Raw genomic sequence first — 24,351 nt, forward strand, 5'->3', positions numbered from 1 at the left:
GCTGACCGGGTCCGGCAAGCAGCCGGCTCAGTCCTTCCAGGTGCGGCGGTCGGACTCCATGCGGGCCCCGATGAACAGCGAGATCACGCCGGCGAAGCCCATGAGGACGACGATCGTGAGGAACACAGCCGAGGTCGAGGTCGCGCTGGGCATGAGGCCCGAGAGCATCGTGTTGATCCCGGCGCTCGAGTCGCCGCGCGGGTCCGAGGCGCTGCCGAGCTGCGGGTCCACCTGCACGGAGACGTTCGCGCGGTACTGGACGCCCTCTGCGTCCTGCACCGTGTAGCTGATCGACGTGGTGCGTCCGCGGAAGCCGCGGGCGGGCGTGAACCGCAGCACGCCGTCGCTGCCCACCTGGTACTCCCCCTCGCCGGGGACCACCAGATGCGTGCCGGAGTAGCGCTCGAGGTCGTCGAGGTTGGAGGCCTCCAGGGAGCTGATCCGCACGGTGGCCGGGGACAGCGGGTCGGAGGGGGCGCCGGCGGTGTCGTTCGCGAGCAGGTCCACCTGCACGGACTTCCCGGGCGCCGTGCGCAGCTCGTCGTCGCGCAGCACCGCCCCGCTGTCGGTGACCAGCGCCGTGAGCGTCGCGCTCGAGCTCGTGGAGTCGGCGTACGAGCCGCTGCCGACGAGCTGCACCGTGCTGCGCAGACCGTTCTCGGCGCCGTCGGCCGGATCGAAGGTGACCGCGCGGGCGTCGAGATCGATCTTCCAGCTGCCCTGCCCGGGGATCGTGAGCTCGCGGCCGTTGGAGGACACCTTCGCCCCGCTGAGCAGGTCGTCGTGCGCGAAGCGGAGGGAGTCGGCGCGCACGAAGCGGGCGTCGTCCATGGGCGCGAAGGTGATGGAGGAGCCGGCCGTGCCCACCTGCGTCTGGTCGAGCATCGCCGGGTAGCCGGGGGCGAAGGTCGCGACGCCCGCGGTGTTGCCCTCGGAGTCCTCACCGGTCAGCCCGATCGGGTCGGCCGCCTTCACCGAGTCGTCCGCGGGGGCGAAGCGGACCGTCTGCGTCGTGCGGTCCAGCGTCCAGGTGCCCTGACCGGCCACGACGGCGCGCGTGCCCTTGCTGTTGACCTCCACGCCGTCGTCGGCCGGGTCGTCGGTCGTCGGGCTCCCGTCGGCCCCCGACGTGGAGTCCCCGTCGGCCCCGGCGGTGGAGTCACCGTCGGTCCCGTCCCCGGCAGCGGCTGATCCGCTGCCATCCGAGCCGCCGTCGCTCGCGCCCGTCGAGCCGGCGTCGGCGCGGGTGAGCGGGACCAGGCGCAGCGTCGAGGTCTTCACGTCCTCCTGGCCGTCGGCCACGTCGAACTCGATCGGATCGCCGAAGGGCGCGGCGCGCACGAGGTCGGGCAGCACGGGCGTGGTGAGGCTGACGATCCCCGTGGTCAGCACGGTGCCGTCGGCCGATTCGGCGACATAGCGCATGGGCTCGGGCGAACGGCCCAGGTGGCTCGAGGACGGCGTGAACGTGAGCTCGGTGCCGTCCTCGGAGACCTGCCATTCGCCCTCGCCGACGGCGATCAGGCGGCGGCCGTCGCCCGAGAGCGTGCTACCGGCGGGCATCGTGTCCAGCAGCAGGCGCACGCGCTCGGTGCCCGACGGGCGCAGATCACCCTTGAGGGACACGCGGATCTCGCCGCCGGCGGGCGCGGCGATGTCCGCGTCGGCGACGGGGCTCGGGTCGACGGGGAGGTCGGAGGGCAGGGAGCGGATCCCGTTGGTCGCCTCGATGGTGATCGCGATCGGAGCCGGATCGCTCTCGGACTCGGACGCCGGCGTGAAGACGAGCTCCTCGCCCTGGATCGTCCAGGTCCCCTCCCCCTCGACCGCGAGCGAGGTGCCGTCGGAGGCGAGGGTCATCGCGGACAGCTGCGCGTCCGAGGCGTCCGACGGGACGGCGAGCCGCACCGTCTCCAGGTTCAGCTCCGACTCGGCGTCGTCGTCGAGGAGACTGGTCAGGGGGATGCGGTTGACGACGCCCGGCGCGATGGTGATGGTGTCGCGCGAGAGCGGCAGGTCGAAGGGGCCCTTCTCGCCGAGCGCGAGCGCCGCGGGGGCGGTGAGCGAGGTCAGCACGCCGAGGGCGAGCGTCAGCATGAGGACGAGGAGGGAGCGCCCGGGCGCCGTGCGGGCACGCACCCGGAGCGCAGGCGCGGGTGTCGCGCGCGCGAGCGGAGTGTTCGCATCCCTGCCTGGCACCCGGTCACGGTATCAGCCGAGGATGCGCGGACCCGGGTGAGCGACGCATGCGAGTCGGGGCGGACGAGGGAGAGCTTGCGCCCCGGAAAGCGCGGATGGCCAAGAGCATCACGGCCCCTGACCGACGACGTCGCGGCACACTCCCACGTGCTGCTCCCGGCGGCGAGCATGCTCTGCCCGTTGCCCCCGTGACTCACCGAAGGGACAGGCCTGCCGGAGCCCGCCCCGGGGCCGGGGATAGACTCCCCGCACCCTTGTCCTCCACTGCCGAGGTGTTCCGTGACCGCCACCGCCCGTACACCCGCCGTGGCCACGTCAGGAAAAGCCTCAGGCTTCCGGCCGGACATCCAGGGGTTGCGCGCCATCGCCGTCCTGCTCGTGGTCCTGTACCACTCGGGCGTGCACGTGCTGTCGGGTGGATTCGTCGGCGTCGACATCTTCTTCGTGATCTCGGGCTTCCTGATCACTACGCACCTGCTCGAGACCCTTGCCGCGCAGGGCCGCATTTCGTTCGGCAGCTTCTATGCGAAACGCGCCCGACGGATCCTCCCGGCTTCGCTGCTGGTCGGCGCGCTGACCGTCATCGCCTCCTGGATCTGGCTTCCTCCCCTGCAGATGCAAGAGGTCACGAAAGGCGCCATCGCGGCGGCCGCCTACGTGCCGAATCTCCTGTTCGCCGTGCAGGGCACCAACTACCTGGCGGAGTCCTCCCCCTCGGTCTTCCAGCACTACTGGTCCCTGGGCGTCGAGGAGCAGTTCTACCTGTTCTGGCCCGCCATCCTGGGAGTCGGTTTCTGGCTTCTCCGCCGCAGCGAACGGAAGCTCCTGATCCTGGTCACGGTTCTGACGATCGGCTCGTTCGTCTTCAGCTGCGTGATGATGCCACTGTCCCAGCCCTGGGCGTTCTTCTCGCTGCCCACACGAGCATGGGAGCTCGGTGCGGGCGGACTCGTCGCATTCTTGGTGCGCACCCGCGCCCACTGGCTGCGCTCCCCGATCACGGGGATCCTCTCGTGGATCGGCCTGGCCCTGATCCTCACTGTCTCGCTGCTGTACACGGAGGGCACGCCGTTCCCAGGCCTCGCCGCCGCGCCGCCGGTTCTTGCCACGTCCCTCCTGCTCATCGGCGGGGCAGCACCGGCCCGAACGAACACGAACCGAATCCTCAGTCTCCGTCCGCTCCAGTGGATCGGCGCGATCTCCTATTCGCTCTACCTCGTGCACTGGCCGCTCCAGGTCATTCCGCAGGCGCACGTCGGCGAGGACGACGTCCTGCCGCTGGTGGTGCGTCTCCTTCTGGGCGCCCTATCGGTCCCCTTGGCGTGGCTGCTTTTCCGCTTCGTGGAACGACCGGTCATCCGCTGGAAGTTTCTGAGGCGACGGTCCCAGATGTGGACCGGGGTCGCGGCGGTCGCCTGCTCGATCGCCCTTGTCGCGACCGCGGGCGGCGCCTTCGTCGCGTCCTCCTCGGAGTCCACGGCCACGCAGCGCACGGCCCAGGACGCCCCGCTCACCGAGATGCCCGAGGGGACCTCTTACGTCCCGGCGAACCTCACGCCCACCCTCGAGGACGCGGCGTCGGACAATCCGGAGATCTATGCGAACGGCTGTCACCGTTCGCAGTCCAGCACGGACTCGAGCGGATGCCAGATCGGCGACAACGACGCCGCCCCCGTGGTCTTCCTGTTCGGCGACTCCCATGCCGCCAGCTGGTATCCCGCTCTGGCGAAGCTCGCACGAGAGGGCCGCATCCGCCTGGACGTCAACACCAAGAGCTCGTGCTACTCGGCCCATATCGACGAGGAGAACGACGGCGTCCCGTACACCGAGTGCGCCCAATGGCGACAAGGGGTGATAAAGCGGATCAACGCCGAGAATCCAGACCTGGTGCTGCTCGCGAATTACCCAGGTGCACACGAGGAGCTGGTCGCCGACGACGCGGACTTCGCCTCGACCTGGAGATCAGGTCTCGAATCGACCATCGAGGACATCGACGGCCCGCGCGTCGCGGTGATGGCGGATGTCCCCCATCGGGACGAGACGCCGTCGATATGCCTCTCGGCCCATCTCCAGGACACGAGCGAGTGCGCAGCCAGCGTGGACGAAGCGCTCGAACCCGACCTGGTGCAGGCCGAAGAGGACGCGACGTCGAAGACCGGCGCGGACTACTTGAACCTGACGGACTATCTCTGCAACCGCCGCGACTGCCCGCCGATCATCGGAGACACCCTGGTCTATCGGGACGGGCACCATCTGACCGCGCGATTCAGTGCAGAGATGGCCCCTCCCCTGTGGAAGAAGCTCAAGCCCCTTCTCGACTGATCGTCATGTTCGCGCCTCAACGGTGCTCATGCCAGGCCCCAGGCTGCCTCCGCGCCACCGGGACGCGTCCTCGACGCGGGTGATGCCGCGGCGGCGGGCGAGTCCGGCTCCCAGCAGAGCCGATCCCTGCTCGAACCGCCCTGCGTAGTGTGTCCCCATGAGCAGACGATCTCCGCGGGTCCCCGGGCATCAGCCGCTCCCGGCGCCCGCCGCCGACAACGCGATCCGGGCAGGGATGCTCCCCCTCGTCGCCGCGTGGATGCTCGAGCAGCGCTGGTACATGGCGAAGGACGCTGGTGTCCCCCGCCTCGCACTGCGTGGATCCGTCGCGCTCGCCGCGACGGACGATGGCGTGAGCGTCCTGGACCTCATCGTCCGGACCGACACCGGCGGCGACGACCTTCCCACCGATTACCAGGTGCCTGTCGTCATCCGCCAGGGGGCCGCGACCGAGGGGACGCCCACTGACGATCCGCGAGCGGTGATCGCCTCACTCGACTCCGCACACGGGACGCTGCGGATCGAGGACGCGTGCCGCACCGACGTGGGACGGCGCGCCCTGATGGACGTGCTCACCGCTGATCGCCCGCTCGTCGGCCCCGACCTCTCGCTGGACCCCGCACCGGTCCCCGGGCGCACCGGTGCCCGCGTCGTCGCGACGCGCCTGCTCAGCGGCGAGCAGTCGAACTCCTCGATGATCTTCACGCTGGAGGACGCCGACCCCGTCATCCTCAAGCTCTTCCGCGTGCTCGCCGCGGGCGAGAACCCCGACGTGGTCCTGCAGGGCGCTCTCGACCGCGCCGGCTGCACGCGGATCGCCCCGATGATCGGATCCGTGCGGGTGCGGGTCGGGGGTGAAGAGAGCGCTGAGGCGAGCGCCGGAGAGAGCGCTGACGCGCTGCTCGCGCAGGGCTTCCTCCCCGACGTCGAGGACGCCTGGCGGGTGGCGCTGCAGCAGGCCTCGGGCGGCGTCGACTTCCGTGCGGGCGCCCGTGATCTCGGCGGCGCGGTCGCCGAGGTGCATCGCCTGCTCGCGTCCGAGCTGCCGAGCGCACCGGCGGCCCCTGCGGACCGCGCGCGCGTGCTCGACCAGATGCGCGCCCGGCTCGACGAGGTCGCCTCCCAGGTCCCGGAGGTCCTCCCCCATCGCACCGCGCTGCGAGGGCTCATCGACGCCGTGGCCGACGCCTCGTGGCCGCCCCTCCAGCGCATCCACGGCGACCTGCACCTGGGCCAGGTGCTCGCCGATCCCTCCCGAGGCTGGGTGCTGCTGGACTTCGAGGGCGAGCCGCTGCGCCCGCTCGCAGAGCGCACGCTCCCGGACTGTCCGGTGCGCGACGTGGCGGGCATGCTGCGCAGCCTCGACTACGCGGGCGGCGCCGTGCTGCACGAGCACGGTGTGGACGCGTCGGCTTGGGTCGCGGAGTCCTCGCGCGCCTTCCTCGACGGCTACCTCGACGCCATGGGGATCGCGCACGAGGACGCGTCGTTCCTCGCGCTGCTGCGCGCCTTCGAGGCCGACAAGGCCGTCTACGAGGTGCTCTACGAGGCGCGGAACCGTCCGGGTTGGCTGCCGATCCCCCTGGGCGCGCTGGCCCGCCTCAGTTCTCGGTGAGCACCGAGGACTCGGGCGTGGGCGCGCTGATCGTCATCCCGGCGGGCGCGACGGCAGGCATCGGCAGGGCGGCGGGCACGGCATGCGGACTCGGGGCAGGGCGCAGCACGCGCCGCACGGCCGACGGCGTGGTCGACACGTCACCCTGCTCGACACCGGGCAGGAAGGGCGCGCTGATCACGCGCAGGAGCAGGCGCGCGCCGACGACGACCTCCGCACGGTCCCCCTCCGGTCCCTCCCACACGCGGGTGCGCACGCCGCTGACCTCGCCGTCCTCGCTCATGGCGAGGCCGACGCCGCGCAGCGCGCGGTCGGCGACCCGGAGCAGCGATGCGGGGCTGGGCGAGGCGGGCGGCGCCGCGGTCGAGCCGATGAGGGCGCTCACGTGCTGGATGGTGCGCACGCCCAGGTAACGGGTGCCGGAGGCCCGGTCGCGACGGGGCTTGTGCTCGATGAGCTCGAGGGCCGGTGCGCCGGCGTGGGGTGCGGCATGCGTGCGTAGGGCGTCGACCACGACGCTGAGGATCTCGTGCACCCGACTGCGGGCCTCGGCAGGGCCGCTCGGGACGTGCTCGGTGGTGAGGGGCCCGCCCGTCATCGGCTCACCTCCACGCTGCGTCCTGGCCTGATGCTCTGGTGTCGTGATGCCCTGGTGCCCTGCGGCTCGGACCACCGTATCGGCGCGACGCTCCCGATCACGATGGGGAGAAGTCCCCATCGACAGTCCCGTCCGATGCCTCTTCGGGCCGTGCGCGACGTGGCGGCCGGCCGGGCGTGTGTCCGTGCAGACGGGCCATGCGCCAGGACCGGCCTGGCGCGCCGGCCGCGCCTCCGGGCTCAGTCGACGGGGACGAACTCGATCGGACTGACCTGGGAGTAGCGGTCCTCGCGGATCGCGACCACGCCCACGCCGCCGATGAACGGGGCGAGGGCCTGGGGGTTCTTGCCGGGGTTCGCGAGGATGACCTGGAAGCCGAAGTGGCGGAAGGACTCCATGGCGGCCGTGATGAACTTGCCGGCGCCCTTCGAGAAGGCCTCGTCGATGATGATCGGCGCGTAGCGCGGGACGTCGATCCCGGTGCCGGCCAGTTGGTAGCGCAGCGCGGCCGCGAGGCAGAACGTCGTCAGACGCTCGTTCTGGCCGCCCGAGAGCGGGCCGCCGGACTCGTGCGCGTGCACGACCTTCCCCTCGGCGTCGACCTCCTCGGCGTGGAAGTGCACGTGGCGGCGCACGTCCAGGATCGCCCGGGAGACCTGGTCGTCCTTGGTGCGGGCGTTGGAGATCAGCTCCATGAGGTGGCGCAGGGAGACGAAGCGCTCCTCGGCCCGGTCGCGGTCGCGGGTGATGTCGTTCTCGATGGTGCCGGCGACGGCGTCCTCGAGGGCCTTCTTGAACTCGTCGAGGGCCGCGAGGTGCACGGGCCGCATGGACAGCTGCAGGTAGCGCCCGGAGTGGAACTCCACCTGGGAGAGCAGGGCGTTGATGCGCTGGAGGCGCTTCTTGATCTCGGCGGGCTCGCGGGCGATCGCGGTGGCGAGGGCCTGGACGTCGCCCAGGGTGTTGCCGGTGAAGAACTCGAAGAAGCGGTCCTCGACCTCGGGGAGCTTCTCCTCCTCGATGCGCTGCAGGATCGCGAGATGGTCGCCGGCCGCATCCAGGGAGACATCGGTGTCGCCGGCCTCGGCGGGCCAGCGTCGGGAGAACTCGCGCATCGCGGTGCGCATGTCCTCCTCGGCGCGGGAGGTGCGCTTGGTGAGGTCCACGAGCTCGGCGTCCAGCGTCGCCGAGGCGTCCTTGGTGACCTGGTCGATCGTCGAGAGCACGATCGTGGGCGCGATCGCGTGGAAGCGCTCGGAGAGCTCCTCCTCGACCTCGGGGGTCAGGCTCCGCTCGCTCAGGCGCTCCTTCGCCTTCGTGAGGCGCTCGGCGGCGCGCTCGGCCTGCTCGCCGAGCTTGCCGGCGCCGCGGGCGACGTCCAGCAGCTCCTCGTCGGCGTCGGTGATGGACTGCTCGACGTCGTCGATCTGGCGGGCGAGGTCCGCGAGGGCCTCGGAGCCGGACTCGGCGGCGCGGACCATGTCCCGCAGGTTCGCGATGCGGCGGGCGACGGACGCGGCGTCGATGTCGTCCCATTCGACGGTGGCGAGCGCCTGCAGCGCGAACAGTCGCTCGCGGCGACGCTCGGCCTCCGCCTCGACGTCCTTGCGTCGGGCCTGGGCCTCGAACAGGGCCTGCTCGGCGCGGGTGCGCTCGTCCTCGAAGACCGCGCGCTTGCCGCGGTTGTCGAAGCCCAGCACCCACTGGGAGCGGTCGTTGATCGCGCGGTCGGTGTTCTTCTCGTGCCGGGACGCGGAGTGCTTGATCTGGCCCGAGCGCAGCACGGCGCGGTTCAGCCGCGTGAACTCCTCGAGGTCCTCCGCGCACACGTAGTCCATGCGGGCGGCGATCTCCCCGGAGAGCCAGGTGTGGAACTCGCCGTCCTTGACGTCGAGCTTCGCCGCGAGCGTGGTCGGGTCGATGCGCCGCGAGGGCCGGGTGAGGTCCGTGTTCACGCGGTTGTAGGAGATGCGGCGGCGCAGGCGCGTGCGGTCGATGACGCCCGCGACCTCGCGGTAGACGCGCTCGGGCACGAGGATCGAGCGGGCGAGACCGCGCAGCGCCTGCTCGGCGGCGGCGGTCCACTCCTGCTCGCCGTCCTTGACCTGGAGGAGCTCGGCCGCGAAGGGCAGATCGGTGGGGGCGACGCCGACCTCGCGGGCGATCATGTCGCGCACGGCGACGTCCTCGGAGTGCAGGTTCGACGCACGGGAGGTCAGCGAGTTCAGCTCGGCGACGGTCTGCTGGAGTTCCTGCTGCAACTCGCGGACCTTCGCCTCGGATTGCCAGCGGTTCTCGTCGGCGTTCTTCTCCTCGGTCTCGAGGGTCCGACGGAGATCGGCGACCTCGCGCTGGGTCGCCAGGAACAGGTCCTCGCTGACAGGGGTGCGCAGCTCGACAGTCGCGAGCTGCGCGGCGAACTCGGCGGCGCGCTCCTTGCGGCGCTCGCGCTCCACGTCGAGGCCCGCGATCTGCTGCTTCCAGTCGTCGATCTCGCCGCCGCCGGCGCGACGGCGCTGCTCCTTGAGCTGCGCGAGGTCGGCGCGGGAATCGGCGAGGTCCTGGGTGAGGCGGCGCTGCTGGGCGCCGACGCGGTCGCGCTCGAGCTGCAGGCGCTCCTGCTCGTCCTGCAGGAGCCGCACCAGGTGCTGCGCGGCGTAGACGTCGATGTCGCTGCGGCGGTCCACGAGCTCCCCGCCGCGCTCCCGCATCTCCTTCCACGAGGTGTGCGCGTCGCGCAGGCCGCGCAGCAGATCGCGCTGCTCACGGGCGGTGACCAGGGCGTCGTAGACCTCGGAGAGGTTGTGGAAGTTCGTGAGCGCCTGGTCCGCGAGCTCGAAGGTGCGGGGCTCGTCGAGCATGTAGTCGCGCAGCAGGGCGTTGACGTCGCCCAGCTCCTTCGCGCTCTGGATCTTGTGGAGGAGGCCCAGGGCCTTCTCGTCGGGGATGCCCAGCAGCTGGCAGAACTTCGCCCGGTACTCGCGGAACTGCCGGAAGGTCTCGGTGCCGGGATGGGCCGCCTCCAGGGCGCGGCCCTCGATCTGGCTGGAGACGAACTGGCGCAGGTCGGTCGCGTCCAGCGCCTTCCGGGAGATGACGTACAGGCTCTTCACGTCGGAGTCCGAGGTGTGCCCGGCCTGCAGGAGCAGCAGGCGGGACAGCTGCACGACGCCGCCCTGCCCGTCGGAGAAGCGCAGCGAGAGCACCGTGAGGGTGGTCTTCTCGCGCAGCACCTCCTGGTTGAACTCGCCGGTGGCGGCGTCGTAGTGCATCGCCCAGGCGCCGCGCACGTAGCTGGCGACGGTGCGGCGGTACTTCGAGCGCGCCGGGCCCGCGTCGGACGCGGCGGCGTTGAAGTGCAGGGTGCGCGGCGGGGTGAGCAGGGCGCTGATCGCGTCCAGCAGCGTGGACTTGCCGGTGCCGGGACCGCCGGTCAAGAAGTAGCCGCGCGGAGAGATCTCCAGGTCATGGGTGCCGTGGAAGGTCCCCCAGTTCGAGACCTGCACGTGCACGAGGCGCCACTGCCCGGGATGCGGGTGCTCGGGGTCCGTCTGCGCGGCGTCGGCGCGGTCGCCGGTGTCCTCGGCGAGGCCGGGCAGGTCGAGGGTCGTTGCGTCGGATTCCACCCCAGAAGGGTACCGGGACGGGCGGGGTCGGGGTGCGGGTGTCGCGAAGCGCGGAGGGCAGGGCGACGGCGGGTCGCGAGACGTTCGGCCGTCGACGGCGGGCGACGAACGCGACGGCGGGCGACGAGCGCGACGGCGGGTGGCCGTGTCAGCGCGTCCGCCCATGGCGACGCAGTGCGTCGTCCACCCTGACCACCGCGCGCGAGCACCCGTCGTGCAGATCCGACGCGACGGTGCGCACTTCGATCCAGCCTGCGCTCACGCGGCGCTCCGTGCGCTCGATGTCCCGCTCCTGCTGAGCACGCGTGAGGTGGCGCGGCCCTTCGTGCTCGAGGCACACCCGGTAGCGCGGCCAGGACAGATCCGGCTCACCGAGGTCCACTCCCCCGTCGTACGTGCGCGCGTTGAGCCGGGGCTCGGGCAGGCCCGCGTCCTCGAGGGCAAGACGGAGCCTCGTCTCCGCCGGGGAGTCGCTGCCCACGCGGGCCCGGACGAGCGCGTCGCGCAGCGCGCGCACGCCCCGTCGTCCTCGGCGTCCCTCGAGCGCTGCGGCGAGATCATCGAGGGACGCGTAGGGCTCGGTGCGTCCCTCGAGACGGGGCCGGGGCCGACGCACGAGGTGATCGGCGATCGACACGAGATCGCCGGACTTCAACAGCGAGGCGAGATCGCACCACGTGCTGATCCTCGTCGTGGCCCGGACCCCTCCCACGAGGATCGCGTCCTTCGCCTCGGCGTCCGAGCTCATGTGCCACCGGATCAGGGCCGAGTCCTCGTGCTTGAGGGTGCTGCCCACGTGGACGGTCCGGCTGCGCACGGCCGTGAGGCCGCGCGGGATCGGCATCTCGAGCAGCTCCGCGGCGGTCGGTCCGCAGGCGAAGGCCGACGGGTCGTCGAAGCACAGGGCGCGCACGATCTGCGCGGCGCTCGCCCCGGTCCCCGCCCTCGCGTAGAGCCCGCGCGCAAGGCTTCGGATGTCCGGGCAGCGCAGACGGGCGACGCCGACCCCGGCGGCCCTCGCCTCCCGTGCGGTGAACACCGGCGGCAGATGCGCAGGCAGCGGCGCACGCGGCTTCGACATGGGCACCAGCGTCCCCGACTCGCACCCGGAGGTCGGGAATCATCCACAATGCCCAGTTCACAGGACGGATCTCGCCCACCTGGGCGGTCTTCGCAGCGCCCGGTCGTCGCACGTGCGTCGGCACCGGCGCGCGTCGGCGAAAGGTGAGTCCCACGCCGGCGAAAGGTGAGTTGTCGTCGTCATCGCCCGGTGAGAGGTGAGTTGTTGTCGTCAAAAGCGCCTTTTGACGACAACAACTCACCTCTCGCGGGCGAAGGTGCCGGCGGGGGGGGGGGGGAGGTGCGCTGGGGTTCAGGGCGGGGCGGTCGCCCTGGCGGGTCGGTCAGCCTGCTGAGTCGGTCAGCCTGCCGAGTCGTTGTACTGGTCGAGGGCGGACTGCAGGCCCTTGACGGCCTTGGTCAGCCCTTCCTTCGGGTCGTCGCCCTGGAGGATGCCCTCCCAGGCCTCCTCGACGGCCTTGCGGGCCTGGGGCATGATGCCCGCGGTGCCGCCCTGGGTGGGGGTGCTGAGCTCGGTCTCGTCGAGCTGCTGGATGGCGACGTCGAACTGCGGGAAGTCCTTGCGCCACTTCGTGTCCTCGGGCTCGTCGAGCGCCTTCTTCGAGACGGGGAAGTAGCCGGTGCCCGTGTGCCAGGTGGCCTGGTTCGCGGGCTCGTTGCAGAACTGCACGAACTTCCAGGCGGCCTCCTTCTCCGCGTCGGAGTGCTTCTCCCCCACCACGTAGAGCGAGGCGCCGCCGATGACCGGCCCGTACTCGTTCTTCTCGATGCGCGGGTAGAAGCCGACGCCCAGCTCGAAGTCCTGCTCGTCGGCCGCTTCCTTCATGCCGCCCAGCGCGCCGGTGGATTCGAGGGTGATGCCGATCGTTCCGGACTTGAAGGCGTCCTGCGCATCGGCCGGGGCACGCCCCGTGTTGCCGGCGATGCCGTCGTCGACGAGCTTCTTCCACCAGGTCAGGAACTCGACGGCGGCGTCGTTGTCGAAGGCGAAGGCGCTCGCGCGCTCCTTGCCGCGGCCGTTGTCGGGCGTGCAGTAGAGCTCTCCGGCGGTGGCGATGATCTGCTCGACGAACCAGCCGTAGATCGCGCCGTTGAAGCCGAACTCCGCCGGGCCGTCGTTCTTGTTCGACAGGGCCTTGGCGGCCTCGGCGACCTCGTCGAGGGTCTCGGGTGCCTTGTCGGGGTCGAGTCCGGCCTTCTCGAAGAGCTTCTTGTTGTAGTACAGGACGGGCATCGAGGTGTTGAACGGCATCGACCAGAGCTTGTCGGCGACCGTGTAGTACCCGGCGATGTTGGGCTGGATGTCGGAGACGTCGTAGGAGTCGCGGTCGATGAACGACTGCATGGGCACCACGGTCCCGGAGTCGATCATGAACTGCAGGCCCAGGTCGTATATCTGCACGAGCGCGGGTGTGCTGCCCGATTGCACGGCGGCCTTGTACTTGGTGATGCCGTCGTCGTACTCGCCCTGGTAGACGGGCTTGATCGTGATCTTGCCGGAGTTCTTCTCGTTGAACGCCTTGACGAGCTTCTCGAGGGTGTCGCCGTTGGTGCCGTCCATCGAGTGCCAGAAGGCGACGGTGGTCTCGCCGTCGGCCTTGTCGAGAGCGCCGGAGTCCGGGGCCTTCGCCTCGGAGCCTCCTCCGCCTCCCGAGCAGCCGGCGACCAGCGGTGCCGTCGCCGCCATCCCCGCCATCGAAGCCATGACTGTGCGCCGTCGGATCATCGTCGGGCCGCCTTTCGTTTCCGTGAGGTGCGGGATCGGTTCTGTGGGGGTGCGGGATGCTCAGGGGTCGAGTGCCGCAGCGGGTACGTGCGCAGGCGCCGACGCGTCCGCGCCGCTCATTTGATCGCTCCGCCGGTGAGGCCGCGGACGATGAACCGCTGCCCGAAGATGAGCAGCAGCAGGGTCGGGACCACCGCGAGCACGGTGCCGGCGAGCACGAGGCCGGCGTTGAAGTTGTCGGCCGACTTGAGCTGGGTGATGCCGATCTGGATGGTCTGCATCTGCGGGGTCTGCGTGACCAGCAGGGGCCAGAAGTACATGTTCCAGGCCATGAGGAAGGACCAGAATCCGAGCGCCATCAGCGTGGGCCGCGACAGCGGGATGAGGATCCGCAGCAGGAAGCGCGGGTTCGAGCAGCCGTCGATGCGGGCGGCGTCGAACAGCTCCGCCGGGAACGACATGAACGCCTGGCGCAGCAGGAAGATCCCGAAGCCGTGCGCGAGGAACGGGAGCGTCAGCGCGGGAAGGGTGTTGATGAGGCCCGCGTCGGAGATGAAGAGGTAGTTGGGGATGATGATCGCCTCGACCGGGACCATCATCGTGCTGAGCAGCAGGAAGAACCAGAAGGTGCGCCAGCGCATCGGCAGGAACACCAGCGCGAAGCTCGCCAGCACGCTCGTGATCATCTGGCCGGCGGTGATGATGCCCGCCATCGCCACGGAGTTCCCCCACTGCCGCAGCAGCGGGATCGCGTCGAGGGCGCCCGCGAAGTTCCGCAGCACCGCACCGCTCCTGGGCCACAGGGCGGCCGGGTAGGCGTTGATGTCGCCCGGGCCCATGAGCGAGCCGGCGAAGCCGAAGTACACGGGGAACCCGATGAGCACCAGGAAGATCAGCAGCACGACATAGGTGCCGACCTTCGAGGCGATGCCTCCGGAAGGTCGTCGACGGCGCGCAGGGCCCGACGGCCGCGCAGGGTCCGACGGCCTCGCGAGGCCCGACGGCGTGGTCGGCGCCGGGCGGGCCGCGGACGACGGCGCGGTCGAGGAGTGCTCGTTCACTGGTAGAACACCTTCCTCTCGACGAGCCCGAACTGCAGGGCGGTGATCACGACGACGACGATCAGCAGCACGATCGCCTGGGCGGAGGCGTATCCGAAGTTCGAGTTGCCGTAGGCGAAGGCCTGCTCGTAGATCGAGTAGACGAGGGTGGTGGTCGACCCCTGCGGCCCACCGCGGGTGAGGATGTGGATCTGGCCGAAGCTCTGCAGGGAGTTGATGGTGCCGGTGACGAGCAGGAAGAAGATCTGCGGGGTGAGCAGCGGGATGATGATCGAGCGCTGCAGGCGCAGGCCGCCCGCACCGTCCAGACGGGCCGCCTCGATGATGTCGTCGGGCACGGACCCCAGGCCCGCCGAGAGCACCAGCAGGTTGTAGCCCATCTGCATCCACACGGTGGTCAGCGCGATCGAGATCAGCGCGATGTGGGGGTCGGTGATCCAGCCGACGCGGCCGATGCCGAACGTCCCCAGGATGCCGTTCAGCACGCCTGTGGCCTGGTTGAACATGACCGCGAAGATCACCGAGGCGGTCGCCACGGAGAACGCGAACGGCGAGGCGAACGCGGTGCGGAAGAAGCGGATGCCGCGGATCCTCTGGTGCAGTAGCAGCGAGAGCATCAGCGAGATCGCGATCACCGGGACCACGGTGAGCACCACGAAGGCGATCGTGCGCAGCAGGACCGCATGGAACTCGGAGTCCTGCAGCAGCTTGAGGTAGTGCTCGGCGCCGACGAAGCCCGCGGGACGGCCCAGGATGTCGTTGCCCTGGAAGGACAGCACGAACGAGCGTGCGAGCGGGAAGAACATGAAGACCGCGAACACGGCGAGCGCCGGCACCAGGTAGAGCCAGGAGCTGTACTGGCCCCGTCGTGAGGGCTTGCGGCGCGGGATCTCGGATGCGTCCGAGACGGTGGATGCGTCGGTCGACGTCGTGGTCATGCGACCCCTCCTCTCCTCGTCTTCGAGGCGGTGGGCGGGCGGTCGCCCTCAGCAGCGCGACCGCGGGTGGGGAAGGTCAGGGAATGGCCCGAGCACAGGTGAACGGGAGGTGAACACGGTGATCCAAGTCACCGTAGCAGAGGGTGTGCGGCATATGCCGGAACCCGGCGTCGGCGACCTCATCGACCCCTGCGCCGCCGTCCGGGATGCACGGACGTGTGCTCAGCGTCCGGGGTCCGACGCTCCGGGGTCGGTTCCCCTGGATCGGCTCCCCGAGGTCAGGTTCCCGCGGCGTCGGCCCTCATCCCTCGGTGCTCAGCGCTCCTCGTCCCCGTCCACGGGGTCGATCAGGCTGTCCACGGTCTCGTCCTCCGCGTCCGTGGTGGCCCCGCCATCAGCGTCGACACCCTCTGCGTCGGCGTCCTCGGCGTCGGCATCCTCTGCGTCGAGGTCCTCGGCGTCAGCATCGTCAGCGTCGGCGTCCTCGGGGTCGGCGAGGCCGCCGGCTCCTGCCTCGCGGTAGAGCGCGATGAACTCGCGCGCGGTATCGGGGCCGATCATCAGGCGCAGCACCGGGGAGACCTCGAAGGAATCGCCCTGCTCCTCGAGCAGGCCCGCACGCTGGATCTTGGTGATGGAGGCGCGCACCTCCTTGGCGAAGCCGGCCTCGTCGGTCGAGGTGGAGCGGCGGTAGGCGGCGAGCGCCTGCTGGATCTCCGCCTCGGAGACCACCGCGCGCTGTCCGCGCGAGGACTGGGTGAGCAGCATCTGGCGCAGCACCAGCAGCAGCACCGAGTCTAGGCGGTTCAGGCCGGAGAGGCGGCGCAGCAGCTTGGGGGCATCGGGGTCGGACTCGCTCTGGCGCACGAAGGCGACCTGGGCGTCGTCGTCCAGGACCAGCTCGAGGAACATGTCGGCGAGCCGGGCCTCGATGGCGGCGCGGTCGCGCAGCAGCTGGCCGTAGCGCTGGGGTTCGCGCCGGCCGTCGACGAAGGGTCCCTGCAGGAGGGCCACGAGGACGCGGCGGGACTCGTCGACGAGCGCGCCCAGTCCGGAGGTGGTGGGCGCGTCCGGGTCGTCCGGGGACGGGGCCGAGCCCGAGGGGTTCGACGGGGCCGCGGCGGGCGAGGCGGGGGATGTCATGGGAGCCACGATCATCGAGGGTACCTGCGAGACTGGCCGTCATGGACGATCTCACCGTGGAGCGGGTGCTGCGCACCGTCGAGGCCATCCCGCCCGGCCGCGTCGCGAGCTACGGCCAGGTGGGCGATGTGTGCGGGGTGGGGCCGCGCCTGGTGGGTCGGATCATGAGCCAGTGGGGCTCCGGGGTGACCTGGTGGCGCGTGACATCGGCCGACGGGGACCTGCCCGCTCCGCTCCTCGCGCGCGCCCGCGACGCGTGGGACGAGGAGGGCATCGCGCTCAAGCCCAACGGCCGCGGCTGCCGGATCGCGCGGTACCGGGCCGACCACGAGCAGCTCGTGGCGGATGCCCGACGAGCCTGGGCGGACCTGCCCGAGGAGTGAGGACCGGCCCGCACGACCCGACATCGGTCACGCCTCGTTCGTCGGCCGTTCGCCCTGTTGTAACCTCAGGAACGGCCCGGCGAGAGCCCGACCCCTTTCCGTGCAGACCCGTGTTCCGAGCCCAGGGATCGAGCTCACCGCGGCCTGCCGTCCATCACCCGTTCATGACCGCGCGTTCCGAGGAGGCCCCGTGCACGTCGGGACGACGCTCCAGCGCACCTCGAGCGCGGCCGCGCCCCTGTGGGATCAGGCCTTCGCCGTGTGGGCGTGGCGCCATGCCGTCGGGGCGCGCCCGGTGCACGTCGCGATCGAGGCGCCCGGGTCCGACGGCAGCGACAGGACGGACGGGGTCGACAGGACGGCCGGAGCTGACAAGGCGGGTACGGCCGACATCCCCGTCGCTGCGCACCCCTCCGCCCGTCGCCCCCATCTCCTCGGGGCCGAGGGGGGCTCCGTGATCGACCTGGGCGAGATCGCCGCCGAAGGCCGCACCGTGGATCTCGCCGATCCCTCCACCCCCGCCTGGCTGTGGGTCGAGGGGGCGACCGCTGGGTCCGGCGGAACCGGGTCCGGCGCGACCGGCACCGGCGTGCGCTGGTGGGTCGACGAGCAGGTCGAGCTGCCGCGCGTGAGCGCCGTCGTCCCCACGTTCCGCCGCGAGGACGACGCGACCGCGCAGGCCCGCGCCTTCGCCGCCATGCCCTTCGTCGCCCGCGTGCTCGTCATCGATCAGGGCGGCACCCTCGCGGACCACGCCCCCTTCACCCGGCTCCTCGAGGCGCAGGAGAGGGCGTCGGCCGAGCTCCCCGACTCCCCCGCGCGCATCGAACTCCTCGAGCAGCCGAACCTCGGCGGCTCCGGCGGGTACGCGCGCGGCATGCTCGCCTCCCTCGAGGACCCCGCCCAGGCCGTGTTCCTCTCGGACGACGACGCCCTGATCTCCGAGGAGTCCCTGCGCCGCCTGCTCACCTTCCAGGCCCTCGCCGAGGCGCCGACGATCCTGGGCACAGGGCTGCTGGACGCAGGCTCCCCCGTCGACGCCCCCACCCTGCTCAACGAGGCCGAGCATGTGGAGCGATCGACCTTCTTCTGGCGCTCGGCCGACGGCATGCACGGACCGCTCGACCTCGCCGGCACCACGCCCGCCGACTGGGACGCCCTGCTGCCGCGCACCGCCGCGGACTACTCCGGCTGGTGGGGAACACTGCTCCCGCCCGGCGCCGTCGGGACGCTGGGGCTCCCCGCCCCCTTCTTCCTGAAGTGGGACGACGCCGAGTACGGGCTGCGCGCGAGCGCGCACGGCTATTCGACGATGGTGCTGCCGGGCGCCTCCGTCACCCACCCCTCCTGGGACGCGTACCGCACGCAGATGAGCTGGAGCGCTCGGATCCTGCACCGCAACCGCCTGGCGACCGCCGCCGCGCATCGCGCGGGCCGCGGAGTGCTCGCCGATTCGCTCGCCCATCAGCTCAAGCACGTGCTCTCCGGCCTCCACCTCACGGCGCGCCTGTGGGACGAGGGGGCGCGGGCCGCGCTCGCGGGCCCCGATGCATGGCTGGGCACGGACCTGCGCAGCGCGCGGGCCGACGGCCAGGCGGTGGTCGACGCCTGGCGCGTGCGCCAGCGCTCCCGCACCGAGGGACTCGAGCCCACGCGCACCTCCCCGTTCTCCCTGCCCGCGGGGGCGCTGCGGGCGCTCGCGCGCGTGCTCTCCCCCGCCCGCGCTCCGCGCAGCGTGCTGGAGATCCCCGCGAGCACGGTGTCCTGGCGCACCGTGCTCGGGGCCGACGCCGTGATCATCACCTCCGCGCAGGGCGAGAGGATCGACTCCTTCGCGATCGACGGGCACGATGATCGGTCCCTGCTCATGCGGGTGCTGCGCACGCACGTGCGCCTGGCCCTCCGCTGGGGCTCGCTGCGCCGCCGGTATGCGCGCGCCCTGCCGCGCTGGACCACGGCGGGCACCTGGCGGGAGATCCTGGATCACGCTGAACGGGCCGAGCAGGCGGGGAGCACGAGCACCGAGGAGCGCAGGGACGACAGCGCTGACGCGAGCCAGGAAGGAGGCCGCTAATGGCCGCACGCGGCAACTCCCTCAAGCGCCGGCTGCGCAGCACCGGCGGCAAGCTCCTGCGCCGCTTCCGCCTGCTGCCCGGCGGCGTGCCCGACGGCCTGGGCGATGACGACCGCCTGGGCGAGACCGTCCTCGAGGGCGACGTCATCCTCTACTTCCCCGATACCCTGGAGAGCCTCTACCAGCTCGACGACTGGTTCGGGCCGCTGCGCGAGCTGCACCGCCAGCGGGGCGTGACCATCGTGTGCATGGACTCGCGGGTCGCCGCGGCGCTGCGCGAGAAGGTGGAGATGACGGTGATCACCGTCGCCCGCGACGCGACGCTGGACGCGCTGATCCTGCGCAGCGACATCAAGCTCATCCTCTACGTGAACTACAACCCGCTGAACACGGCGCCGCTGCGCAGCCGTTCGGCGCTGCACGTCTCTCTGCTGCACGGCGACTCCGACAAGGGCGTCTCCGTCTCCAACCAGATCAAGGCCTACGACTTCTCCTTCGTGGCCGGGCAGGCGGCGATCGACCGCCTCGAGCGCTACTCGACGCTGTTCGACGCGCGCACCCGCTGCATCCCCGTCGGCCGACCCAGCCTGGACACGGACCGCGCGAGCACTCCGGCGCGCTCCGAGGGCGCGCCCCGCACGGTCCTCTACGCGCCGACGTGGGAGGGCGGGCAGGCGAGCGTCGCCTACTCCTCACTGCTCACGCAGTCGGAAATGATCGTGCGCTCGCTGGTCGCCGCCGGTCTGCACGTCATCTACCGGCCGCACCCGCTGACCGGGGTGCGCGTGCCCGCCTTCGGGGAGGCCGACGCCCAGCTGCGCGAACTGCTCGCCGAGCGCGGGCAGGAGGTCGCCGAGCGCCACAGCATCCAGCAGGACTTCGCCCGCGCCGACCTCATGATCTGCGACGTCTCCGCCGTCGCGACGGACTGGCTGGCCACCGGCAAGCCGCTCATCGTCACCGAGCCCGACCGCGCCGAGGGCGGCCCCCGCGAGGCCGCCACGCGCCTGCTGCAGACCACCCCGCGGCTCACCGCGGAGCGGTCTCCGCGCGCCGGCGAGCTCGCCCTCGAGCAGATCACCGAGGACCCGCAGCGCGAGCAGCGCCATGAGCTCACCGAGTACTACCTGGGGGACACGACCCCGGGGGCTTCACTGCAGCGCTTCCTCGACGCCTGCACCGACCTCACCGTGCTGCGCGATCAGCTGTGGGCGTCGATCCAGGAGGAAGGGCAGTCGGACGGGGCCGGCGATCCCGCCTCCGGCCACGAGGGGCAGGCGGCGCCCGGAGGCTCGCTCTGACCACGTTCGTGCTGGCGACCTGGGGATACGATGAACTGGCCCGTCGAACGCGCAACATGGAGAGGATCACTCCGTGTCGGCCGACACCGCGCTCTCCACTCCTCACCGAGTACGATCGCGGCGACGTGAGCCCGGGGTCGTCGTCACGACGCCGCCGGGTCGCCTGCACGGATCCGGTCGCGCTCCGCGATGAGATGCGGCAGTCGACCGAGCAGGACGAGAGGAAGACACCGACCGTGGAACCCAGCACCGCGAGCCCCGCCCGGCAGTGTCCCGAGGGGAGCCGCCCGTGACCGTCGCGATCCGCAACGGGGCGGGCTCCAAGCGCAGCAGCCTCGGCATCATCCGGGAGCTCGTCGACACCCGCAAGACCCTCTGGGTGCTCATCCGCCGTGACCTGAAGCTGCGTTACGCCGGCTCGATGCTGGGCTGGGTGTGGACCGTCCTCGAGCCGCTCATGATGAGCTCGATCTACTGGTTCGTCTTCACGGTGATCTTCCACCGCAGTGTGGGCAACGACCCGTACATCATCTTCCTGCTGGCCGGCCTGCTGCCCTGGTTCTGGTTCACCAACGGGCTCACGCAGGGGGCGGATGCACTGGTCTCGCAGAGACGCCTGCTGGCCTCGACAGCGCTGCCGCGCCAGATCTGGGTGCTGCGGTCGGTAGGAGCGAAGGGGTGCGAGTTCCTCTTCTCCGTGCCCGTCTTCCTGCTGTTCCTCATCTTCTACCACCCGCAGTACAACTGGCAGCTGCTGTACATCCCGCTGGGTCTCGTGCTTGAGCTGGTCCTCCTGGTGGGCCTGGGCTTCCTGCTCTCGCCGATCATGGTGCTCGTGCGCGACCTGAAGCCCATCATCCGGCTCATCACCCGCGTGATGTTCTACGCCTCACCCGTGATCTACGGGTACCACGACGTCGCCTCCCTGAAAGTGCCCGAGTTCGTGAAGGTGCTGTACGGGCTGAACCCCGTGACCGGCATCCTCGAGTGCTTCCGCTCCGGCTTCTTCGACCAGCCGGCCGCAGGGCACGTGATCCTGAGCGCGACCATCGTGTCGGTGCTCGTGCTGTTCCTCGGCTGGTTCGTCTTCAAGCGCCTCGAATCCACGGTCCTGAAGGAGATCTGATGGCCCGCACACAGCGCAGCGAGGAGCCCCGTCGGCTCGCGACCGCTCCTCGCCACGTACGACGCGGCCCCGCCCCGGCCTCGTCGAGCACCGTGTCCGCATCCCGCACCGGTCGTGGCAGTGCCGCAGGCGCTGCGAGCGATCAGGTCGCGACATCCGGCGTGGCGGCGGCACAGCCGATCCCGCCCGACGAGGCCCCGGACACCTCCCCCGGCGCCCTCGGTTCGGGCTCCTCCCCCGATGCCTCGGCGGACTCCGCGGACTCGCCGAATACGGAGGCGAGGGCCGCAGCGACGCCCACCGAAGAGACGAAGCCCGTCGAGACGAAGCCCTCCGAGAGGAAGCCCGCGACGGAGAAAGCCCCGTCGGCGATGACCTCCCCGTCCGAGCAGACATCCGCAGTCGCGACGACCGCGGGCCGACCGGAAGAGCCCTCAGGCGCGGGTCCGGCCGCCGCCGACAGCGCACAGGCGCCCGTGATCTCCCTGCGTGACGTGGGCGTCGAGTTCTCGCGCACCCGCAAGGACATCGGCCTGCGCGACCTGCTGTTCCGCCGCGACACCGGCCCCAGCCGCGATGCGTTCTGGCCGCTGCGCAACGTCACCTTCGACATCGCCAAGGGCGACGCAGTGGGCGTCATCGGACGCAACGGCCAGGGCAAGTCGACTCTGCTCAAGCTGGTCGCCGGCGTGCTCCTTCCCGACGAGGGCGAGGTGGCCGTGCGCCAGGGCGTCGCGCCGCTCATCGAGATCACCGGCGGCTTCTCGCCGGATCTCACCGGCAAGGAGAACGTGTATCTCGCGGCGGGCCTGCACGGCATGCCCAAGGAGCTCATCGACGAGAAGTACGACGAGATCGTCGACTTCGCGGAGATGAAGGACTTCATGGACACGCCGTTCCGCCACTACTCCTCGGGCATGAAGGTGCGTCTCGCATTCAGCGTGATCTCTCAGCTCGAGGAGCCCATCCTGCTCGTGGACGAAGTCCTCGCAGTGGGCGACAAGGTCTTCAAGAAGAAGTGCTACGACCGGATCGACTCGATGCTCGCCGAGGGCCGCACGATGTTCCTGGTCTCACACTCCAACAGCGACCTGAAGAGGTTCTGCACCAGGGGCCTCTATCTTCGAGAAGGCGCTCTGCGGGCCGACGGCCCGATCAAGGACGTCCTCAAGCAGTACGACGAGCAGGGTTAGCAGCGCGCGCTGCACCGCACGACCGAAGGATTTCGACACCGATGGCCCAGACCGATCAGGCCCCGCAGACCGAGGCGAGCAACCCCTCCGCCGTCGCCCACAAGATGGTGATGCCATGGCAGCGGATGGCGGGCCTGCGCCGCCGCCTCACCCAGACGATCTTCGCGATCGCGCCCCTCGTGCTGCTCGCCATCGGTGTCCACCCGGCCATCGCGGCGATCCCAGCGATCTACCCGTTCTTCATCCTCATCCGCCGCGGATACAGGCGACTGCGCAAGCACGTGGGTCGCACGGCCCTGAGCGGCGAGCACGGCATCCGACTGCTGCTGGGACTGCTGCCGCTCGGCATCTGCTGGGCGCAGGGCACGACGGGCCCCGTCGGCTGGATCACCGCCGTCCTGCTCGCCCTGGTGCCGCTCTCCGAGCCCGTGGTGACCCGCGTGGCGCCCGGTCGCAAGCTGCGCGTCGCCAACCTGCCCGGAATCCCCGACCACCGCGGTGCCGCATTCCCGGTCAACGTCGTCCTGGTCGTCGATCTCTCGCTCACCGCGCTCGCCTCGCTGCTGCTGCTCGTGCGCGTGCCCGCCGGCGCCCTGCTGCCCCTGCCGCTGATCGCACTCGCCGTGGCCGGCTACCACGCCCTTGACTCCTTCCGGCGCGTGCGGGATTCCGTCAACGCCGACAACAACCTCTACGCCGCCGTCGAGGCCTACGCCCCGAAGTTCGTGCTCTACTACGGCGTGCCTGCCGGTTCCGCCTACCAGGTGGGCATGTGGATCGAATACCTCGAGCGGATCGGCGAGCCCTTCATCGTGGTGCTGCGCAAGACATCCGCCTTCCGCGAGATCCGGCGCCTGACGGACGCGCCCGTGGTGGTGCGCACGAACATCTGGCAGCTGGACGATGTGATCACGCCGTCTATCACCACCGCCTTCTACGTCAACAACTCGGCGCCGAACGTGCATCTGGTGCGCTACCCGCAGATCACCCACGTGCAGCTGCTGCACGGCGACAGCGACAAGGCCTCGAGCTTCAACCCGGTCACTGCGCTGTACGACAAGATCTTCGTGGCGGGCCAGGCCGCGATCGATCGCTACGCGAACAACGGCGTGGAGATCCCGCAGGAGAAGTTCACGATCGTCGGCCGCCCGCAGGTGGAGACCGTCGAGCAGCAGGGCCCGGAGAACATGCCGGTGCGCACGGTGCTGTACGCGCCGACGTGGGAGGGCCACTACGCGGACACGAACTACGGCTCGCTGCCCGTCGGCCCCCAGATCATCCGCAACCTGCTGGAGCGCGGGATCACGGTCGTGTTCCGTCCCCATCCCTTCAGCTATCGCAATCCCGAGGCCTCCCGGAACATCAGCGAGATCAAGCGTCTGCTGCGCGAGGACCGCGAGGCCAGCGGCCGCGAGCACCTGTGGGGTCGCGCCGCGGAGAAGCACCTGGACGCCTTCGGCTGCTTCAACGCCGCCGATGCGATGATCTCGGATGTCTCCTCCGTGGTCCCGGACTTCCTGTACTCGGGCAAGCCCTACGGCCTGGTGACGATGTCGTACACGGTCGCGGAGTTCGAGCGGATGTTCCCGCTCGCACGCTCGGCCTACGTGATCCCGAAGGACCTCTCGAACCTCGACGAGATGCTCGACCAGCTGCTGGTCACCGACCCCAAGGCCGAGGCCCGCAAGCAGACCCGCGTGGACTACCTGGGCCCGTTCCCGGCCGAGAACTACGCCGAAGCCTTCGTGGGCGCCGCGCGCAACGTCGTGCTGCACGATCGCAAGCCGGTGCTCGCCCTGCAGGCGGCGACCGGCGATGCCGACGAGGGCTCGCAGGAGGCCCGTCTGTCGAGCCGCGGAGCGGCCGACGAGGGCGAGGTCGGCGACGAGCGCTCCACCGAGGACGGCTACGGCGCAGACAGCGCCGACGAGGACGAGGACTGACGCCAGGCGGGGGCAGTCCGCCG

The 24,351-nt window shown here is 70.7% G+C and carries 16 protein-coding genes; 8 read left to right on the forward strand and 8 right to left on the reverse strand.

What is annotated here, in order from left to right; translation table 11 throughout:
- Positions 1-27 precede the first annotated feature (27 nt).
- Positions 28-2,199, reverse strand: a complete 2,172-nt coding sequence (locus tag Bra3105_RS07475; RefSeq protein ID WP_228359258.1) for an Ig-like domain-containing protein — start codon at positions 2,197-2,199, stop codon at positions 28-30.
- A 279-nt stretch (positions 2,200-2,478) separates the two neighbouring features.
- Between Bra3105_RS07475 and Bra3105_RS07480 the strand changes: the two genes are divergently transcribed.
- A complete protein-coding gene (locus Bra3105_RS07480; protein WP_228359259.1) occupies positions 2,479-4,521 on the forward strand; it encodes an acyltransferase family protein in 2,043 nt (680 codons plus the stop codon).
- Between the two features lie 157 nt (positions 4,522-4,678).
- Positions 4,679-6,136 carry a maltokinase N-terminal cap-like domain-containing protein gene (locus Bra3105_RS07485; RefSeq protein WP_228359260.1) on the forward strand — a complete coding sequence of 486 codons (1,458 nt, stop codon included), beginning with the start codon at positions 4,679-4,681 and terminating at the stop codon, positions 6,134-6,136.
- On the opposite strand, the gene Bra3105_RS07490 is transcribed toward Bra3105_RS07485, so the two are convergent.
- The 7 genes from Bra3105_RS07490 to Bra3105_RS07520 all read right to left on the reverse strand — a co-directional run bounded on the left by Bra3105_RS07490 (position 6,123) and on the right by Bra3105_RS07520 (position 16,308).
- Complete coding sequence (locus Bra3105_RS07490; protein WP_228359261.1) at positions 6,123-6,734, reverse strand: hypothetical protein; 612 nt, start codon at positions 6,732-6,734, stop codon at positions 6,123-6,125. The two genes, Bra3105_RS07485 and Bra3105_RS07490, sit on opposite strands and share 14 nt — an antisense overlap.
- 239 nt (positions 6,735-6,973) lie before the next feature.
- Positions 6,974-10,360: an ATP-binding protein gene (locus Bra3105_RS07495; RefSeq protein ID WP_228359262.1), complete on the reverse strand. Its 3,387-nt coding sequence runs from the start codon at positions 10,358-10,360 to the stop codon at positions 6,974-6,976.
- 148 nt (positions 10,361-10,508) lie between these two features.
- Positions 10,509-11,441: a hypothetical protein gene (locus Bra3105_RS07500; protein ID WP_228359263.1), complete on the reverse strand. Its 933-nt coding sequence runs from the start codon at positions 11,439-11,441 to the stop codon at positions 10,509-10,511.
- Positions 11,442-11,780: 339 nt separating this feature from the next.
- Positions 11,781-13,145 carry an ABC transporter substrate-binding protein gene (locus Bra3105_RS07505; RefSeq protein ID WP_228359264.1) on the reverse strand — a complete coding sequence of 455 codons (1,365 nt, stop codon included), beginning with the start codon at positions 13,143-13,145 and terminating at the stop codon, positions 11,781-11,783.
- A gap of 137 nt (positions 13,146-13,282) precedes the next feature.
- On the reverse strand, positions 13,283-14,227 hold the full coding sequence (locus Bra3105_RS07510) for a carbohydrate ABC transporter permease (protein WP_228359265.1): 945 nt from the start codon (positions 14,225-14,227) through the stop codon (positions 13,283-13,285).
- Complete coding sequence (locus Bra3105_RS07515; protein WP_228359266.1) at positions 14,224-15,165, reverse strand: carbohydrate ABC transporter permease; 942 nt, start codon at positions 15,163-15,165, stop codon at positions 14,224-14,226. The genes Bra3105_RS07510 and Bra3105_RS07515 overlap by 4 nt, the downstream gene beginning before the upstream one ends.
- Positions 15,166-15,480: 315 nt before the next feature.
- Complete coding sequence (locus tag Bra3105_RS07520) at positions 15,481-16,308, reverse strand: DUF4194 domain-containing protein (RefSeq protein ID WP_228359267.1); 828 nt, start codon at positions 16,306-16,308, stop codon at positions 15,481-15,483.
- Positions 16,309-16,349: 41 nt separating this feature from the next.
- Here Bra3105_RS07520 and Bra3105_RS07525 point away from each other — a divergent pair, with 41 nt between their 5' ends.
- The 6 genes from Bra3105_RS07525 (at position 16,350) to Bra3105_RS07550 (ending at position 24,328) form a co-directional block, all read left to right on the forward strand.
- On the forward strand, positions 16,350-16,691 hold the full coding sequence (locus Bra3105_RS07525; protein WP_228359268.1) for an MGMT family protein: 342 nt from the start codon (positions 16,350-16,352) through the stop codon (positions 16,689-16,691).
- 190 nt (positions 16,692-16,881) lie between these two features.
- On the forward strand, positions 16,882-18,765 hold the full coding sequence (locus Bra3105_RS07530; RefSeq protein ID WP_228359269.1) for a glycosyltransferase: 1,884 nt from the start codon (positions 16,882-16,884) through the stop codon (positions 18,763-18,765).
- Positions 18,765-20,066 carry a CDP-glycerol glycerophosphotransferase family protein gene (locus tag Bra3105_RS07535; protein ID WP_228359270.1) on the forward strand — a complete coding sequence of 434 codons (1,302 nt, stop codon included), beginning with the start codon at positions 18,765-18,767 and terminating at the stop codon, positions 20,064-20,066. Before Bra3105_RS07530 ends, Bra3105_RS07535 begins: the two co-directional genes overlap by 1 nt.
- A gap of 289 nt (positions 20,067-20,355) precedes the next feature.
- Positions 20,356-21,192, forward strand: a complete 837-nt coding sequence (locus tag Bra3105_RS07540) for an ABC transporter permease (RefSeq protein ID WP_228359271.1) — start codon at positions 20,356-20,358, stop codon at positions 21,190-21,192.
- 476 nt (positions 21,193-21,668) lie between these two features.
- Entirely contained in the window at positions 21,669-22,385 is a 717-nt protein-coding gene (locus Bra3105_RS07545) for an ABC transporter ATP-binding protein (protein WP_228359615.1), read from the forward strand.
- A gap of 41 nt (positions 22,386-22,426) precedes the next feature.
- Positions 22,427-24,328 carry a CDP-glycerol glycerophosphotransferase family protein gene (locus Bra3105_RS07550; RefSeq protein WP_228359272.1) on the forward strand — a complete coding sequence of 634 codons (1,902 nt, stop codon included), beginning with the start codon at positions 22,427-22,429 and terminating at the stop codon, positions 24,326-24,328.
- Positions 24,329-24,351: the final 23 nt, after the last annotated feature.

The organism is Brachybacterium halotolerans subsp. kimchii (assembly GCF_020792675.1).
Lineage (GTDB): Bacteria > Actinomycetota > Actinomycetes > Actinomycetales > Dermabacteraceae > Brachybacterium > Brachybacterium halotolerans.